17 protein-coding genes are annotated in these 17915 nt (G+C 42.2%); 7 read left to right on the top strand and 10 right to left on the bottom strand.

All coding sequences use genetic code 11. From position 1 onward, the window contains the following. Positions 1 to 37: 37 nt before the first annotated feature. Both Q0R52_RS21165 and Q0R52_RS21160 read right to left on the bottom strand, forming a co-directional pair. Positions 38 to 667, bottom strand: coding sequence for a response regulator transcription factor (locus tag Q0R52_RS21165; RefSeq protein ID WP_295798176.1), 630 nt, complete (start codon positions 665 to 667; stop codon positions 38 to 40). A 2-nt stretch (positions 668 to 669) separates the two neighbouring features. Next, positions 670 to 3624 (bottom strand): sensor histidine kinase, encoded by a 2955-nt coding sequence (locus Q0R52_RS21160; RefSeq protein WP_295798174.1) that lies wholly within the window; start codon positions 3622 to 3624, stop codon positions 670 to 672. A 237-nt stretch (positions 3625 to 3861) separates the two neighbouring features. On the opposite strand from Q0R52_RS21160, the gene Q0R52_RS21155 reads away from it, so the two are divergent. Together Q0R52_RS21155 and Q0R52_RS21150 are read left to right on the top strand one after the other, a co-directional pair. Further along, positions 3862 to 5004: a hypothetical protein gene (locus tag Q0R52_RS21155; RefSeq protein WP_295798169.1), complete on the top strand. Its 1143-nt coding sequence runs from the start codon at positions 3862 to 3864 to the stop codon at positions 5002 to 5004. A 5-nt stretch (positions 5005 to 5009) separates the two neighbouring features. After that, the gene (locus Q0R52_RS21150; RefSeq protein ID WP_252790465.1) at positions 5010 to 5810 is read left to right on the top strand and encodes an N-acetylmuramoyl-L-alanine amidase; all 801 of its coding nucleotides are present in this window, start codon (positions 5010 to 5012) and stop codon (positions 5808 to 5810) included. Between the two features lie 272 nt (positions 5811 to 6082). Here Q0R52_RS21150 and Q0R52_RS21145 read toward each other — a convergent pair whose 3' ends face one another. After that, a complete protein-coding gene (locus Q0R52_RS21145; RefSeq protein ID WP_295798164.1) occupies positions 6083 to 7501 on the bottom strand; it encodes an AAA family ATPase in 1419 nt (472 codons plus the stop codon). Between the two features lie 338 nt (positions 7502 to 7839). Here Q0R52_RS21145 and Q0R52_RS21140 point away from each other — a divergent pair, with 338 nt between their 5' ends. From Q0R52_RS21140 to Q0R52_RS21120, 5 genes are all read left to right on the top strand, one after another. Next, positions 7840 to 8142 (top strand): hypothetical protein, encoded by a 303-nt coding sequence (locus Q0R52_RS21140; RefSeq protein WP_295798162.1) that lies wholly within the window; start codon positions 7840 to 7842, stop codon positions 8140 to 8142. Further along, positions 8088 to 9089: a hypothetical protein gene (locus tag Q0R52_RS21135; RefSeq protein WP_295798160.1), complete on the top strand. Its 1002-nt coding sequence runs from the start codon at positions 8088 to 8090 to the stop codon at positions 9087 to 9089. Before Q0R52_RS21140 ends, Q0R52_RS21135 begins: the two co-directional genes overlap by 55 nt. An 84-nt stretch (positions 9090 to 9173) precedes the next feature. Continuing rightward, a complete protein-coding gene (locus tag Q0R52_RS21130; RefSeq protein ID WP_295798156.1) occupies positions 9174 to 9983 on the top strand; it encodes a DUF3822 family protein in 810 nt (269 codons plus the stop codon). After that, positions 9959 to 10492 (top strand): 16S rRNA (guanine(966)-N(2))-methyltransferase RsmD, encoded by a 534-nt coding sequence (rsmD, locus tag Q0R52_RS21125; protein ID WP_295798155.1) that lies wholly within the window; start codon positions 9959 to 9961, stop codon positions 10490 to 10492. The genes Q0R52_RS21130 and rsmD overlap by 25 nt, the downstream gene beginning before the upstream one ends. A gap of 70 nt (positions 10493 to 10562) precedes the next feature. Then, positions 10563 to 12236, top strand: a complete 1674-nt coding sequence (locus Q0R52_RS21120; protein WP_295798152.1) for a hypothetical protein — start codon at positions 10563 to 10565, stop codon at positions 12234 to 12236. 167 nt (positions 12237 to 12403) lie between these two features. Here the strand turns inward: Q0R52_RS21120 and rpmA are convergent, their stop codons facing one another. The 7 genes from rpmA to Q0R52_RS21085 all read right to left on the bottom strand — a co-directional run bounded on the left by rpmA (position 12404) and on the right by Q0R52_RS21085 (position 17873). Then, positions 12404 to 12859 carry a 50S ribosomal protein L27 gene (gene rpmA / locus Q0R52_RS21115; protein ID WP_295798147.1) on the bottom strand — a complete coding sequence of 152 codons (456 nt, stop codon included), beginning with the start codon at positions 12857 to 12859 and terminating at the stop codon, positions 12404 to 12406. A gap of 51 nt (positions 12860 to 12910) precedes the next feature. Further along, positions 12911 to 13219: a 50S ribosomal protein L21 gene (rplU, locus tag Q0R52_RS21110; protein WP_295798144.1), complete on the bottom strand. Its 309-nt coding sequence runs from the start codon at positions 13217 to 13219 to the stop codon at positions 12911 to 12913. A 72-nt stretch (positions 13220 to 13291) separates the two neighbouring features. Further along, entirely contained in the window at positions 13292 to 13795 is a 504-nt protein-coding gene (locus Q0R52_RS21105) for a hypothetical protein (RefSeq protein WP_295798142.1), read from the bottom strand. Positions 13796 to 13865: 70 nt separating this feature from the next. Further along, entirely contained in the window at positions 13866 to 14246 is a 381-nt protein-coding gene (locus Q0R52_RS21100) for a four helix bundle protein (protein ID WP_295798139.1), read from the bottom strand. A 51-nt stretch (positions 14247 to 14297) separates the two neighbouring features. Continuing rightward, on the bottom strand, positions 14298 to 15692 hold the full coding sequence (locus Q0R52_RS21095) for a dicarboxylate/amino acid:cation symporter (protein WP_295798136.1): 1395 nt from the start codon (positions 15690 to 15692) through the stop codon (positions 14298 to 14300). A gap of 150 nt (positions 15693 to 15842) precedes the next feature. Continuing rightward, positions 15843 to 17327 (bottom strand): serine hydrolase domain-containing protein, encoded by a 1485-nt coding sequence (locus Q0R52_RS21090; protein WP_295798134.1) that lies wholly within the window; start codon positions 17325 to 17327, stop codon positions 15843 to 15845. A 3-nt stretch (positions 17328 to 17330) separates the two neighbouring features. Next, entirely contained in the window at positions 17331 to 17873 is a 543-nt protein-coding gene (locus tag Q0R52_RS21085) for a hypothetical protein (RefSeq protein ID WP_295798132.1), read from the bottom strand. Positions 17874 to 17915: the final 42 nt, after the last annotated feature.

Here is a 17915-nt window from a genome sequence, read left to right as displayed (position 1 = left end):
GCGCTGTGTGAATAAGATTTCAACAGCCCAACGTGGATTAAATGAGCCGGTTTTCCCGGGCGGTTTTTATGGCGTCGGCACGCGAGTTTACATTGAGTTTAAGGTAGATATTTTTGATATGGCTCCGCACAGTTTCCAGGTCAATAAACAATTCATTGGCTATCTGGCTGCGACTTTTCCCGACGCTTATTTCTTCAAGAATTTGGGTTTCACGTTTTGAGAGCGGCGATTCCTTGTTTTTCTGAAACGACCTGATTACCATTTTAGCAATATTAATGCTCATTGGCCCCCCTCCTTCTTTAACCTCTTTTATCGAGGCGATAATTTTGGCCGACGGCGTATTTTTGGTCAAATAGCCCGATGCCCCGTTTGCGAGCGCCTCAAATATCAGCTTCTCCGACTCGTAAACCGTTAATATCAACACGTGGGCATGCGGTAGCAGTTTCTTTAACCGCGGGATGGCGTCGACGCCGTTAGTACCGGGCATTTCAATATCAAGCAAGATAACATCGGGCTTATCACTTGCAATTTTATGCGCAGCAGCGTCATAGGAGCTGTATGACGATACTACTTCATACCCTTCGGTATTTCCTATCAAAAATGAATACCCGCTGCGTATGGTATCATCATCTTCAATTATGCTTACCAATATATTCCTGTTGGTCATAACTATACCAGTTTAACTTGTAATTCGGCGATAGCACCATTGCCTGAATCGCCTTTTATAGAAAACATCGCATCAATACGTGTTGCCCTTGCCTTTATGTTTACAAGACCGTGCCCGCGCTTTAATTTATGTTCGTCAAATCCTTTCCCGTCATCAGTAATCCTTATTGTCAGGCGGTTTTTAACCGGTTGCTCAACATTAATAACAACGTTGTGGGCACCGGCATGTTTAAGTATGTTGGTTAACAGTTCCTTGAAAATCATAGTAATATTACGACTATATTCCATCGGAAGCCTCATTTGGCTGAAGTTGTCGGCAATTCCCCCAAAACTGAAGTTAATGTTTACATCCTGGAACATCTCGACCCCTGTCTCTCTTATGTGCACAAGTGTTTCGTACAAATTGTCGCTTTTAGGGTCAAGCGCCCAAAGTATATCTTTGGTGCCGTTATATAAAGCTACTGCATTTTGCTGTATCTGTTCCACCAGGTTTTTCTGCTCGGTATCGTCATCATCCAGTTTGGTGTGAAGCACATCAGAAAGTACAGTGATACGTGTGAGTTTATTGCCCAGGTCATCATGAAAATCTTCGGCAGTTTGTTGCCGTAGCTTTTGCTTTTCTTCCCGCTTTAATGCCTCATGAGCCAATTTTTTATTTGCTTGATGCCTGTGCACAAAATATTGAAGCGCAAAGCCAATTAAAACCAACACCAGCACGCCTAACACCCTGAATATGGGCTGCTGGTAAAATGGCGGGGTAATTTCAAACTTAAACATTGCAACGCCCGAAGAGATTTTCTCTTCGGGGCTAAGTGCTTTAACCTCAAACGTGTATTTTCCGGGCGGTAATGATGGGTAATCCACTACATCACTGTTCACCGGCGTACTAAACTGTTGTTCCAGGCCAGTGAGCCGGTATTGATAAGTTACCCCCTCTGGCTTTTTTAAATATACCCCCTTAAATGTTATTAACAGGTGGTTCTGGCCGGCCGATAGTTTTAAATAGTTATTGGGGTTATTGTTCACTAATTGTGTTTCTTTCTCGCCTTCAACCAATAGTTTTACAGCCTGTATTAATATATGCGGCGCATTTTCGCGTACAACACCGTCGTTAGTATTTAACACTGCCAGCCCATTTACAGTACCAAAAAAAATCTTGTCAGCATCATAAAAGCTGGCATTCTGGTTAGTTTCAACCATTAAATCTTTTGATATCCCTGCCTGGCTTATAACACAAGCCATACTGCCGGGTTTAAATGTTAACCTGTTTATGCCACGGCCTGTCCCCACCCAAACACCGCCCTTGTCATCGGCGGTAAGGCTGTAAATAGTATTTGCATTAAAACCATCTTTTACCGTATAATTTTTAACTAAACCGTTTTGTCTGTCCCAAACATATAGCCCGCCATCGTCGGTACCAAGCAATATTTTATCCTGGTAACGCAGCATACACATAACCGACAGTTCGCGTAAAACACCCGGCTTAAAACGGCTAGCCAGTTTTTTATTTACCACGAGCTTTAACCCATCCTGTGTGCCTACCAAAACCGAATCTTTTCCTAACGGCAATATCGCCGACGTGAATGACGAAACATCATGCAAATAGGTCATGCTGTTGTTTTGATAGTAATAGACCCCTTGCGGGGTTGCTATCCACAAGGTTTTATCATCATCAGTAGTTATATAGTTGATCGATCTTGTTTCCGTACCTTTTATCAGGCTAAAAGCCGCGCCATCGTATTTCCATATTCCAAGATGGTCGGTGCCAATCCATACGTTTTTGTCATTATCGGTATAAAGGCTTTGTATAATTGCGGTCCCGGCGTTTGTTTCCGGCATCCAAAAATTGCTCAGTACGCCGTTGTTATACTTAATCAGGCCATTGCCCGCAGTGCCTAATAAAATATTATGCTGTTTATCGCGCGCAATACTCATTACTACCTGGGTTGCGTTTGCATTTTGCAGCTGGTCATAAATAACATGACCAGCACCTTCATACCGGTACATGCCGCTCCCCTGCGTACCAAGCCAAAGGTTGTGGTCTCCGTCGCAATAAATATCCGATACAGCGATATTAGTCAACCCATTAGCCGCTGTAAAGTGGATTGTTTTTTGTTTGCTGATAAACCAGGCCCCCCTTTGGGTACCCACCCACAAGTTGTTTTCATCGTCCTGCTCAAAGCTAATAAAGGGCCCCTCACTTTTATCGATATTAAAATCGGGGCATGGCGTTATAGCGCGGTCCATAGCTATAAATAAACCCTTAACCGTGAGCAAGAAGAGCCTTTTACCATTAAACTTATCGAATTGTATTTTAAATATAAGAGACCTGCCAATATCGTCGTTAACAGGCGCGATCAGGTTCCATTTGTCGCTTTCCAGTTTGTATATTCCTTTATGCACAAAGGCTGCGTACAGGCTGCCTGCTTTGTCGGTGGTGATACAACTAACGGGCACATCCAGGCTATCAGGCAAATTAACAGTTTCTAATTTCCTGCCATTTACCCTGTACAAATGGTTGCTCATTATCACCCAGATAGTTCCACTTCTTTCTTCGGCAATGTTGCTCACAAAAGCTTTGTTGGCCTGAGCAGGAACCGGGTAATTGTAAACGGTTTGTTTTTTAATTGACGACAGACTTTTGTTAGTACCAACCCAGGCAGTTCCCTTCGAATCGGCATAAACAACAAAGGCAAAATTATTTGCAAGGCCGTTGGCTTTCGATATGTTGTAGTAATCGCTGCCATCAAACCGGCAAATGCCACCCAGGGTTGCTATCCATAGCCGGTGGCTGTTGTCCTGGTAAAAGTTATTTACCTGCGATTGTATCAGCCCATCACCTGTATCGTAGTGTGCAAAGGCATATTTTTGCGCCGAAGCATTATCGCATGCAAGCATCAGCCAGGGCGCCAAAATGTAAATTATTGAGCGGGATATATTGTGTATTAGCTTATTCAAGTCAATTATTTAGTAACGGTTACGGGCTACCTTAACCAGGTTCAAATTACGCTAAACTAATATAATAACAAATCACCCTAATAGGGTGATTAATATACGATATAACAGTAAAAAACGATAAGCGGGCAACCCCCAAAAAAATACTTTAATATTTGTTAATATTTATATTTTATCTGATATTTATAGTCCCATAATTAAACAACCTAACTCGCTTCCTAATCACTTAATAAAACCTATATGTTCGGATCAAACATTTTAGAGGTTGCCATTGGGATAATATTTGTATACATCCTGGTGAGCACTATTTGTACAGCTGTGCGTGAAGGAATTGAGTCGCGTTTTAAAACCCGCGCCGCTTACCTCGAACAAGGCATACGCCAATTACTGCACGATTTGGATGGTAACGGCCTTGCCGCCGCCCTTTACCAGCACCCATTAATTAACGGGCTTTTCAACGGAAGTTATGTAGCAGGCAAACAGACAACCGACCCTGATTTACTGTCGAAAGGTGGTGATCTGCCATCGTATATCCCGGCAAAAAACTTCGCAATGGCATTAATGGATATTGCCGCAAACGGCGCCCCAACCAATGCCAATAACTCCTCGGCAGGCGCAGCGGTAATAAACCTCGAAACAATGCGCAACAATGTAGCCGCTATGGATAACCTGCCTGTTCAGCGCATATTGTTAAACGCTATTGACAATGCACAAGGCGACCTGAATAAAGCGCAAAAGAATATTGAGGACTGGTTTAATAGCGGCATGGACAGGGTGTCGGGCTGGTACAAACGCTCAACCCAGTGGATTATTTTTTGGATAGCGCTGGCAGTAACCGTGTTACTTAATGTAAATACCATAAGCATTGTCAAATATCTGTCGCAGAATGACACAGCCCGGAAGATTGTGGTTGAAAGGGCCTCAGTGATTTCGAAAGACAGCACCTTCAAAAACAAAGATTACAACAGCGCAAAAACCGAACTTAACGATTTAAAGCTGCCTATAGGATGGGACGGTTCCCTTGCCGCTGCTGAATTAAATTCCAAGGCACCTTTTGGGTTTTGGAACGGCCTTTTAGGCCCGCTGTTAGGGTGGTTGCTTACCGCTTTTGCTGCTACTTTGGGCGCGCCGTTTTGGTTTGATATGTTAAACAAGGTGATGATTATCCGCTCAACCGTTAAGCCACATGAAAAAAGCGGCGAAGAGGCTTCGCGCGACCCGCAGAAACCGCAGCCACAGGTAGTATACATAAACCCAGCACCGCAACCGACAACCGGCGTAATACCCGCGGAGACCAATACAACAGAACCCGATGGCTGCGAAGCCGACCCTATACAATTAACTAACGACGAAGATTTACCCGCATCAAAAGGAGGAATGTAAAAAATATGGCATTTTCATTAACATGGTTACCCTACGTTTTGATAAACGCAGGATTAAAAGTAGCAGAATCACCGGGCTGGGAAACACGGGGCCACGGCGATATGGGTTCTGTTAAAGGTGTACTTTGCCACCACACGGCAACACCTGGTAAAAACAGCGGTAATATGCCGACCCTTAACACGCTAATAAAGGGCAGGCCAGATCTGCAGGGCCCATTGTCGCAACTGGGATTGGGGCGCGATGGCACCTATTACGTTGTTGCTGCCGGCAGGTGCTACCACGCAGGCGAAGGCTCCTGGCAGGGCATAACCAGCGGCAACAGCAGTTTTATAGGCATTGAAGCTGAAAATACCGGCGGCCGCGACGATTCACCGTGGCCAGCCGTGCAGATCGAAGCCTATCATCGCGGTGTAGCAGCTATATTAAAACATATTGGAAAAGGCCCCGAGTTTTGCGCCGGGCACAAAGAATATGCACTGCCCAAAGGCCGCAAAACCGACCCTAACTTTGATATGGACGAATTTCGTGCGGCAGTCGGGAAAATATTAGATGGTACCGCTGCCAATCCTGTGCTTATACCGGTAGAAACACCGGCAGCCGGTGATAAGCCTGCACGCGCAACTCTGCGGCGTGGCCTGGCTAATGACCCCGCCCTTGTAAAAATTGTACAAACCAAACTTGGCTTAACTGCCGATGGTGATTTCGGCCCAAAAACCGAAGCGGCAATACGGGCATTTCAAATTAAACATGGCGCAGTTGGCGATGGCATTGTAGGCCCGAAAACATGGGCTATGATTGATCCGTGATATTAAACCAGTTATGAGATATATGTTGGCAGAACCCGGTTTATCCCGGGTTTTGTTTTTTAAAAAACAAATAGTTTTTAACCGCGTATTCGTCGTCATTTATAGATAAACTAACATTCGGATTTTTTAAAAAATTTAAACATTCTGATATTCAGCATGTTCCATAGCGTTCCGGGTGTTCCGCGTGCAAAAATGGAACGCTTTAAAGGTTTGGACCCGGATGAATGTCCTTGGAGCTTCAAGGTTAAGAACAAAAGACTCAGGACTAATCCTTAATCCTCCTCTCCCTTTACAAAAAACTGCTTGTTAAAATTAACCAGGTACAATTCATTCACTGCCCTGGTACAAGCGGTATAAAACCAGCGCAAAAAATCGGTATTTACCATTTCGTCGGTTAAAAAACCCTGGTCAACAAAAACGGCGTCCCATTGGCCGCCCTGGGCTTTGTGGCAGGTTATCGCATAGGCAAACTTTATTTGCAACGCGTTGTAGTAGGGATTAGTTTTTAGTTCCTTCCATTTATCGCGTTTGGCAGGTATATGGTCGTAATCTTTCATCACTTCAAGATAAAAGCGTTTTTGCTCATCCTGTAATAAGGCTGGGGCTTCCGTGTACAGCGTGTCGAGCATTATTTTGCAATCAATAACAGGGTCTTCGGCATAATCTATAAACTCCATTTGCACATCGGCAAATCTAAACCCGTACATATCTTCAAAACGGCGAACCTTTTTTATGCGGGCAATGTCACCATTGGCAATAAAGCCGGTACTGCTGTCCTCCTTTTCCGCCATCCAGAAATAATTGTTTTTCACAACCATCACCTGGTCGCCGCCGGTCAGCTCTTCTTCGCGATATAAAATACGGTTGCGAATCTGCCGGTTGTAGGCATTGGCGTTTTTATTCGACCGGCAAATAACCAGCGTATTATCGTTACCGTATTTGTTGTAGGCGTAGTTAAGCCCTTCCTCCAGCATCTCGCCCCCCATCCGGTAAACATCTTTATAACCCTTTGTAATTATCTGCGGCATCTTTTCCTTTCCCCGCCTGATGATGTCCCTCACCTTGGTTACATTGAACAAAATACCTGAATCTTTTTGCTGGCGCAATACATCAGTTAGTTCATAGCTGTAAATATCAAGCCCAAACCTATCCTTCATCAGTTTGGGGTTAAGGGCGGGGCTATCATCCGAGCCTACCGGCGGCAACTGGGCCGTATCTCCAACCAGCATTAACTTGCAATTTTTGGTATTGTAGGTATAGTTGACGAGGTCGAACAACAACGATGCCTTTTGCCCTGCCCCAATATCGTCCGAGATCATGGATGCCTCGTCAACAATAAATAAGGTATTTTCAGCTATATTTTCCCCAATTGAAAAACCCTCATCAACATTAAATGCAGCTTTTTTCCGGTAGATTTTTTTATGAATAGTGAAGGCTTTGCGCCCCGAGTAGGCGGTAATTACCTTGGCAGCCCTACCCGTTGGCGCCAGTAGCACATACTTAAAATTATAGGCCCGCAATGCCTTTGTTAGCGCACCTAAAATGGTGGTTTTCCCGGTGCCGGCGTAGCCCTTCAAAATAAAACACTCGTCGCCATCTTCGCTCAGCAAAAATGTATGCAATTTATCAAAAAGCTCCAATTGCTGTGGCGTAGGATCGTGCGGAAATGCGTTTTGGATATGGGCAGACATTATTGTTTTTGTGATTTCACCGATTTGATTTTATGATTTCACCGATTTGAGGATGATTACACCAATTGTTATTGATTTGTGTTATTTGTTCGACTGGTAAATTTATGAATTATTAATATGGATTAGCGCCATAATGTAATGCGCGAAAAACCGTCTGCAATTTCACCACAAAAATCAAAGTGAATCAACAAATTTAAATCGGTGTAATCATTTCACAATCGGTGTAATCAAAAAAAATAAAAAGCGTAACAAATAGTTCATCATTTCGTAAAAGTGGGGGTAGCTGGTTGAGAGTGGACTATTTACGGTTTACCATTACAGCCTGCCTGTCAAAAAATATGAAAAAAATTTACCTCGAATTTCTTAGGGGCATCTCAACAGTATTTATCTTAGGCTGGCATATCGCTTTTCTTGCACCAACCGGCCACCCAACCAGGCTTACGGCCTACTGGGGTACCGATGCATTAATTATGTTCTTCATGTTATCAGGGCTAGTAATTAATCTTACTGAAAGCAGGAAGCCAAAGTCTGCCCTGGCATTTGCAAAAACAGGTTCATCCGCATTTATCCCCAGTTTATTGTGGGTATGCTGCTCGCGTTTTTGGCGCTGTATGTTACAGGTACCGCCTTTCCTTCTGTAAAAACCACTATCGGTAATTTCTTTTTCGTGAGCACCATGAAAGATTATATGGGCTACGTGGTTCCAAGTATCCAGAGTAATCTCCCTGTATGGTCATTATCATTCGAAGTTGGCTTCTATGTATTGTTTGCCTTTACTATTGGCCGCAATCAAAAAAAAGCTTTACTGTGTTGGTTTGCCATGTCGCTGATTGCTATACCCGTTTATTTTTTAAGAACTGACCGCGATGTATTTACCCATATTGTTGCCGTATTCGCATTTTCATCGGTGTGGCTTGTTGGATATTATATTTACCAATACCGCGACTATTTTTACGCAGAAAAATACACAGTGCTTTTTAGCCTGGGCATACTGCCGTTAATCTCACGCATGCAATTCTCACCAAATTTTTACGACCCGCTCAAATACTTTATCTTCTCAATATTCTGTATACCGTTCTTCAGGTACTGTTTGCAATTGCCGCCGTCCGGAAAAAAAATCAAGTTGGCCTACGTAATGATAGCACATACCATTTTTGTTATCATAGCGCTTACAATCAGGTATATGCCATTAAAAAACGCAATTGTGTACAGTACGCTTGCCTATGTTTATATGGGTGTAGGCTATCTTATTGATGTGTTAAAAATAAAGGATAAAGTTGTGGACTTCATCAACAGATCAGGCAGCTTTATGGGGAAATATTCTTATCCGTTGTATATTACCCATTATACTGTCCTTTTTGTTTTTTCAATACTCATTCACAACGTAACGGTGTATGTGCTGGTTAGTTTACCTGTTATTCTTTTAATAACTTATGTGCTCGAAAATTTGTATCAGCCAGCTATTACAAAGTACTTTATCAGAATCAAAAAACAGGTGACGCCGACAGAAATCCAGGAGGACTACTCTACCCTGCATTCGCCGCAATTGGGTTTTAAGTTTTCTACACACAAGTTACTGCAACATTAAAATCAAACCGATATTTAATAAAGCAAACCCACGTTAATATTGCAGATAGCAAATGATAAAAAATAATTACTTTTGCTTATCTGCATGAGCGACACTAACAATTATACCGATAACACTTTTAACCTGTACCAGGCTTATAGCTACACCCTATTGCTACAGGTAGAGCCAACCTCATTTAGCTATGCGGTTGTAAATGATACGTACTTGCTGGTTTCGGCACAAAACTGTGACCTTCAAGAGCTTTTTCAGCCAATGGCTCTGAACGATTTATTGTCGGCCACTTACAAAAAGGTCATCATCGGCATGCCTGCTTCAGGTCTGACGCTCATTCCGAACAGCCTGTTCCGCGAGGAAAGGGTTTCGGGCTTTGCACGTTTCCTTGATGTTAAAGAAAACGAAAAAGTTTTCGCCCAGCCGCTCGACGATATTAATGCTATAATTTATAAAACTGACGCCGGCCTTATATCTGCGGTTGAAAGATTTGGGCTTCAAAACGCGGTTTATACTGGTAAAGGATGGATAAAATCTATTGCAAACAGCAATCCGCCAAACAACAACTTATACCTCGATGTAAGTAAAGATAAAGTGCAATTGCTTTATTTTTCGTTGAAAACACTTCGTTTTTATAACACTTTCGATTTTAGAAGCGAGGATGAACTGGCCTATTTCGCTTCATTTGTTGCAGAAGAACTCAACTTAAAACCCCAAAACATTACGCTTGTCATCAGCGGTGATGTTGCCGCGGGCGATAAGAACCTTATACGCCTTGCATACTTTTTCCCAAAAATTGAACTCAACGGTTTAAAAGTGCTCGAACTTCCCGGTCAAATTCAATCACATAAATTGCTGTCACTGGCTGCTTTATCGCTATGCGGATCATCGGTGGCCGTTTAAAGGGGTTAAGGCTGAATCCGCCGAAAAACCTGCCCGTGCGTCCAACTACTGATTTGGCCAAAGAAGCGCTTTTCAATATCCTCCAAAATAAAATTGAGTTTGAAGACATCCGCGTGCTTGACCTGTTTAGCGGCACCGGGAACATCTCAATGGAGTTTGCATCGCGCGGTGCAGCCCAGGTGATATCTGTTGACAGAAGCATCCAATGTGTACATTATCTTAAGGATACCGCCCGCCAGCACGGTTTAACTAATATTAAAACCTTTAGGGACGATGTTTTTAAATACCTGCAGTTGGAAACCGACAAGTATGACTTGATATTTGCCGACCCTCCTTATGATATGAACCAAATTCCGGAGATTCCAAAGATAGTTTTCGAGAAAAACCTGCTGTTGCCCGGCGGTTTATTGATTGTTGAACATCAATCAATGCAAAATTTAAGCAATCACCCGGCGTTTAGTGAGCAGCGCAAATATGGGCATTCTTCTTTTTCGTTTTTCAACAATTAAGTGTAACTTAAAGGCAATTTTAGTAGTATAAAGAACATACACTAAATACATTTAAATATCATTCCCCCTAATGATTAGAGCCGATTCCAGTAGCATGCAACCCAAAGATAATACCAAGTACTGGTTAGCATGCATTGTTATGATTGCCGCCGCACTTGTACAATGTTACAGAACAATACACGACTTACACTGGGCCAGCGAGCCCGATTTTGACCGAGACATTGCTTATATTCGCACAACCCTAAATGGCAACTACGGGCAGGACGCTAATTATGCCGGCCAGTACATGTGGTATAACCCCCTGCTGTTTTTATCTGAGACGTTTATTGTAAAACTTACCGGCTTGCCAATTAATATTGTAGTGGCAAGGGCTGGCGCGTTTATAAACATATTAAGCCCCATTGCCTTCCTTGTAATGATGATTAAGCTATTTGATTACAGAGTGGCGTTGGCAGGTTTACTTGCCTTCCTGTTTTTTACAAATGGCAATTTACCTTGTTGGGGTTCGGCAACTTATTCCCCATGGCTCATATCCGATTCATTTGTACAGTTTTTATTTTACATAAACATAATCCTTTGCTATAAGGCATACTCTACCCAGCAAATGGGCTGGTTTATTGCACTTGGGGCATCTATTGGTATAACTTTTCTTGGCCATTCGGCGCCAACCATTATCGTTATCCTGTTGCTGGTAATACTACAATTACAAAATATAATTGCGGCTCTTAAAGCTAAAGAATACAACCAGGTAACAAGATACATCTTACAAGGTGTTATTACAGCCATACCATTTTTATTGTGCGCATTTCCGTTTCTTTATTTCGTATGGGGTAAATATGATTTCCATTTTGTTAACCGTGCAATCCTGGAATGTGCACCCGGCATTTTTGAAAGAAAACAATCGGTAGCACTGCTAAAAGCAAACCTCAACGTCAGTCTGTTGGTCGCGATTGTTGGTGTTATTTGGTTCTATTTAAAATTCGAAAACGGAATTATTAGAAAAATACTGTTTAACTGGCTGGCTATTACGATGATAATGTACCTGTATGAATCGGTGATCCCCACATTAAACCGCTTAAATATTATTCACCTCCCTGATACTATTCCGGCATTTCATTACTTTTTTTACTTAAAGGCGCTGCAATCCGTTTTCTTCGCGTTTGGGTTTATCTTTTTATTGCAACTGGTATATAACAGGGTGATAGTCAAAGGTAAAACAAAAATTAGCGGCACTATTTCAACTAACGTTTTTATCGGTATATCGCTGCTATTCGCAGTAATCTATTTCCCGGTGTACAGCAACCGGTATGATTTTTCAGAACTAAGGCAGGCAGCCATCGATAAGGGTAATGAAAAAGACAAAATAGAGATCTACAACTTTATCGGCAAAAACGTGCCGCTTAATAACGTGCTGCTTTGTGAGCACGATTTGTCATTATTTCCGGTGATGCCTACGGCTATTAAAATGGTTTCTGTTGAAACCTATTTCTCAAATCCGTATATCAGTTATGACCAGCGAGAAAACGACAGAAACGCTATGTTAAGTTATTTGAGCACATCTGCCCCGGCAAATGCAGCAAAGCTATTCCAGCATTATAATGTGAGCATAGTTTTGTTAACCAATAAAGACTATGCCAGGTTTAAAGCGCCGGCTTTTGCTGATAACAAAGTGATATTTAAAAACAGTTCGTTTACGCTGATGTCGTTCGGGCTGAAGAAAGATAGCACATCAACGAAATTATAACACCCCCACATATTGACATTCCCTTTGTAGAGACGCGATGCTTCGCGTCTCCCGCTGACAGGTAACAAAATCAAGACACACAATATATTGCGTCCAAATACACCCATACAAAAAGCCCGGACTTATTTCTAAATCCGGGCTTTTCAATATGATTAGCTTTATACTGATTACTCAGCAGCAGGAGCTTCTTCAGCGTCAGCAGCTTTCTTTTTAGGGGCTGCTTTCTTTTTTGGAGCTGCTTCTTCAGCAGCAGGAGTTTCTTCAACAGCAACCGGTGCAGCTTCTGCTACTGGTGCTTTTGCTTCAACAACTTTTTTCTCTGCTTTTACTTTTGGTGCAGGTGCTGCATCTTCAGCAACCGGTGCAACTTCAAAAGGCAATACAGATACGTATGAACGGTTGTCTGCTTTCTTTTTGAATGTTACAATACCTTCAGCCAAAGCGAATAAGGTGTGGTCTCTGCCAATACCTACATTCAGGCCTGGGTTGTGTTTTGTACCACGCTGACGAACGATGATGTTACCTGCAATTGCCGGTTGACCACCAAATATCTTGATACCTAAACGTTTGCTATGTGACTCGCGGCCGTTTCTGGAACTACCGGCCCCTTTTTTGTGTGCCATTTCTTAATATTTTTTATGATCCACCAGCTGGCGGATTCGATTAAACTTTAATTATAATGTTATACCAGTGATCTCTATCTTGGTAAATTGCTGACGGTGACCGTTTTTCTTTTTGTAACCTTTCCTTCTTTTCTTTTTGAAGATAATTACTTTATCACCTTTTAAATGAGACACTATCTTAGCAGATACTTTAGCGCTTTTTAAATCAGAACCTAATTTAAATTCACCTTCGTTTTCAGCTAACAATACGTTGTCAAATTCAATACTAGCGCCCTCATCACCCTGTAATCTGTGTACAAAGATCTGCTGGTCTTTTGCAACTTTAAATTGCTGTCCGGCTATACTTACTATTGCGTACATTGTTTGTTAATTATTGTTTTAAAATTCGAGGTGCAAATATAGGAATTCATATCGCAATAAACAACACCTCAATTACTTTTTATTCTTTTCTTCTGCTTCGCCTAAAACGCGCTGTATTTCCTTGATAAAAGTCTCATTGGCATCTTTCAGCTTCAGGTCGCGGTCAAATGATTCATCAAACCACACCTTTTTGCTTTTACGCTGATAGTTAAATTCTATATAATAGCGTAACGGCTTCCCTTTAATTTTGCTGCTGTCGCCCAGTTCCTGTACCGGGAAATCCCAAAAGCCAAGTTCAGCCGCTTTACGGTGCAGGTAAAGCAAATCGCTGCTGTGTAGCGGCAGGTTGGTTTTCACCAGTGAATCTTTACGATTTAAATATTGATAATCGCCGGTTGCTGAGTTATAGGTATTAACCATACTATCGCTGGTACCGTATTTAATCACAAATGATTTAAACTCGCTAAACTTATACGGCGCATTTTTTATCATATGGCTATAATAATAAACGCAATACAACAAGAAAGGAACAACGATGGTTAATGTAAAGAATATTTTTTTCGCCTTGTCAGACATATTTAAGCAGTTAGTGAATTAGTGATTTGGTGAATTAGTGATTTAATGAAATAATTCATGAATTGAAAAGTTATCTATTTTTTGATGATACAGTTTTTCTTGATGCTGATGCAATTTTTAGAATTTGGTTTGCTTCGTCTGATAAATAGTTAAGTTCCGATGATTTCACTACTTGCGCTTCGACCAAAATTTCCATCCAAAATACTGATTCATCGGCTTCCTCAACTACAATGGATAGCTTGGAATGAAATTCGGCTTGTGACCTTGCACGACAGGCTGCACTGTAGTTCGCTCCTACTGATGATGAAGACCGCAATAATTGTCTGCCAATGATTTTTGCTTCCTCGGTCTTTGGTAAAGTGCGAAAGAACTTAATATTATCAACCACAAATTTCTTAGTGCGATTGCGCATTATTTCCGCAAAATCGACTTTAGAACTATTCTCATTCATAATGTATTAATTTGTTAATATAAAACAGATGCTTAAACAATCACTAATTCACTAACTCACTAATTCACTAATTCTTTCTTCTGTCAATTCATTTTCCCATTTGCTCACAACTGCCGTCGCCATTGCATTTCCTAAAACATTCGTTGCAGAACGCCCCATATCAAGCAAAGGATCAATACCAAGAATTAACGCTAACCCCGCTTCAGGTATATTAAATAAAGGTAAGGTACCGGCAATCACTACCAGCGACGCTCGCGGTACACCTGCTATGCCCTTGCTGGTAAGCATTAATATCAGCAGCATGGTAACTTGTTGCCCAATGGATAAATGCATATTGTATGCCTGTGCCAGGAACAGGGAGGCGAAAGTCATATACATCATAGAACCATCGAGGTTGAAGGAATAACCCAGCGGCAAAACAAAACTCACAATTTTGTTGCTGCAACCAAAACGTTCAAGTTCCACCAATACTCTCGGATAAGCAGCCTCGCTGGTCGAAGTGCTGAAAGCTATAAGCATGGCGTCCTTTATCTTGCCAACCAGGTTGAATACTCGCTTGCGGAGCACCACAAAACCGGCAAAAATAATAACTGCCCAAAGCACGGTAAGCGAAAAATAAAACTCGCCTATAAAAACGGCATAGGTTGATAAAACGCCAAGCCCCTGTTTAGCAACCACTGCAGTAATACCGCCAAACACCGCCAAAGGTGCCAGCATCATCACGTAGCCAGTTATTTTCATAACAACATGGGCCAGTGCATCCATCGCTTTTATTAGTATCTCTCCTTTTTCGCCTATCGCGGCAGTCGCTATGCCAAAGAATATCGAGAAAACTACAATCTGCAGTATCTCGTTTTTGGCCATTGCATCGAAAAAGCTCTTCGGAAATACGTGGTCGATAAAATCTTTAAACGAGATACCGGACTTTTTAATGCCAGTGGCTAAATGGCTGTCCGGCAATGGTAAGTGCATTTCGGTACCGGGTTGAAATAGGTTAACCAGCAGCATACCCAATAAAAGCGACACCAGCGTTGCGCTTAAAAACCACAGCAAAGTTTTACCTCCAATACGTCCAACTGCTTTTATATCGCCAACCTTGGCAACACCTACCACCAGTGTAGAAAACACCAGCAGCCCCACGATCATTTTTATCAGGTTAAGGAAGATGGTGGTTAAAATGGTGAAGCCTTCCAGCTTGTCTTCGCGAAGCGTGTCGGCAGCTTTACGCAAATCGGCTTGGGCGGCACGCTGGGCCTTAAGCGGTTTAAATGCCGCAGTAGTACTATCGGTTAATGCCAGCCGGGCATCCAGTTTTTTAATGCTGGCCTCAGCGACATTTAAATTCTTGTTGACAGAATCTATAACATAAATGTTATAAAGGTATCCCGCCAGCACACCTAATATAAGCGCGATAAAAATATACAGCGTAAGTCTGCTTTTTTGCATACAGCTAATTTAGCCAGCAAAAGTAGTAAATTTTTAGTCCGAAAGTCGGAAAGTCCGGAAGTCCGGAAGAAGCTGCAATCAGTTGGTGAGCCGAAATATATCTTATCAAACTATTTCTTTCGGACTTTTCTGACTTCCGGACTTTCGGGCTTATATTTTCTTCACTTTAAATGAACCGTCCGGCGCTTTTATCATAAATCCATCGATGATTCCTTTTGGATTGGAAGTAAAAGAATGGATATTGAACACTACTTCATAAAAAAAGAAATCAGTATTGCTGCTGAAATGCATCAGCCATGGCGATGGTGAACTGCTGTCGTGGAACCATAATTTGCCATTCTTTTTAAAAATGGTCACCGATTGTTCCGAGTCGTCGCGAAATTTATATTTGCCGCAATACTTGTTTGTAATGCTATCGGGCACGTTTATTTCCTTTTTTAAAACAGGTGTGTAAAAACCTTTCCATCCATAAACCGTCGCCACGCTATTAGTGATTTCTTCGGTGATGTCGATATAGGCAGCCAAATCGGTATTTGCCATAATTACAACACCATTGCCATCCTTTACCGATGCGTAATAATCAGCCACAAACCCTTCGTTCAACCCGTCGTGATGAAAATATTTATCATTTCCTTTTTGTTCGATAAAAAACCCGGCGGCGTTATCCTTCCCAACCTGCGGGCTAAACATTTGCCTGATAGTTGCAGCCGAAAGTATTTTGTTGCTCTTATTTTCGAGTGATAACTGCAATTCTATAATAAACTTTGCGAGGTCGGTTGGTGTAGTCCAAAGCGATGCACCGCATGCATCTTCAGGATAAATATGATACTTGCATCCAATATCTTTTCCATCAGACCGATATGCTGTTGCCAAATTATTTTTTTGTTTGCCAGTTAGCTGCGAATAATAAAAAGTATTGGTCATCGCCAAAGGTTTAAAAACGGTTTTGGAAATATAGCTTGCGTAAGGCTGCCCGGTAACATCTTCATCCATTAAACCAGAAATGGTATATCCGCCGCCGGAATATTCAAATTTTATCCCGGGTTCAAATATCGACCGCACTGCCGGGGAGTTTGCCGGTGGCCGGCCATCAAGTATCTGTATGATATTTGGCAGCGGTTGCCCCCATTTATACCCATCAAAGCCATGTACCGATAAGCCGGCCGTGTGGGTAAGCAATTGCAGGGTCGTTATTTTTTTGCCGCGACTTACCGAATCGTATGGAAACTTCCATCGCTTCAAATAATCATTTATATCGCGGTTCAAGTCTAGTTTCCCGTCCTGCACCAGCTTCATGGTTCCCACAGCGTGTATAGACTTACCTACGGATGCGGGTTGAAAAAGCGTTGCTGTAGTTACCGGAATTTTTAACGCTGTGTCGGCCCAGCCGTAACCTTTCACCCATTCAATTTTATAATTATTTATTATGGCTATGCTCAAGCCATTTATATGGTAGTAGGCCATCCTGGCGCGAATATTCCAGCCGGTGCTGCCTTGTATTTTTACCCAGCCGCCCAGGTTGTTCTCTACGTTGTTAATCCGCCCGTTTACTTCCGGCCTGAATGGGTTCAACTTTTGTGCGTCCGCAGCAATTGCAGTAATTAACATTACGAACAAAATAAAATATGCTTTCATTGGTTAGTTTGATGAGTAATTAAACTGGTAAATTTTATCGCCGTTGTTTATGTATTTTTTTGTGTAGCGATTAAACACAGCGAAGGATTGTTTTTTGTCGTTGACGGTAAATTCACCTGACGTCAGTCGGAACGAAACCACATCTACGTCGCTTTTTACCAACCCGTCTTTTACCAGGTCATTTACTATTGCCTGCTGTTGGGCGCTCTTCATTGCTTGGTTTTGGCTGGCCGCTTTCTTTTGTTGTGCCCATAACAAATGATTTAGCTTGTCAAGCAAGGGCGCATAATCATTAAGCCGGTTGGTTGGGGTTAACTTGCCGTTTACGTAAAGCCTCGGCAACAGGTCGCCAATCTGTGTCAGTTTATAACGGGTGCCATCCGGGCCTGTAGAGGTAACCGTGTTTAACAAATTTTCCTCATTTACCGCGGCGACCGCTGTAAATCCTGTTTCTCGTCCGTCGGCCGATTTGGCCTGGCCAAATGAGCTATGTGCCATAACTACACCAACAGCGATTATTGCTAGGTTTAATTTTATTTTGTTCATGATATTTTTATATGATGGCTCAAAACTATTGTGCCGCCGGTC

The organism is Mucilaginibacter sp., assembly GCF_025359345.1.
In the GTDB taxonomy this organism is placed as follows: Bacteria; Bacteroidota; Bacteroidia; order Sphingobacteriales; family Sphingobacteriaceae; genus Mucilaginibacter.
The sequence above is the reverse complement of the archived record's forward strand: the minus strand, read 5'-3'. Positions and strand labels throughout refer to the sequence as shown.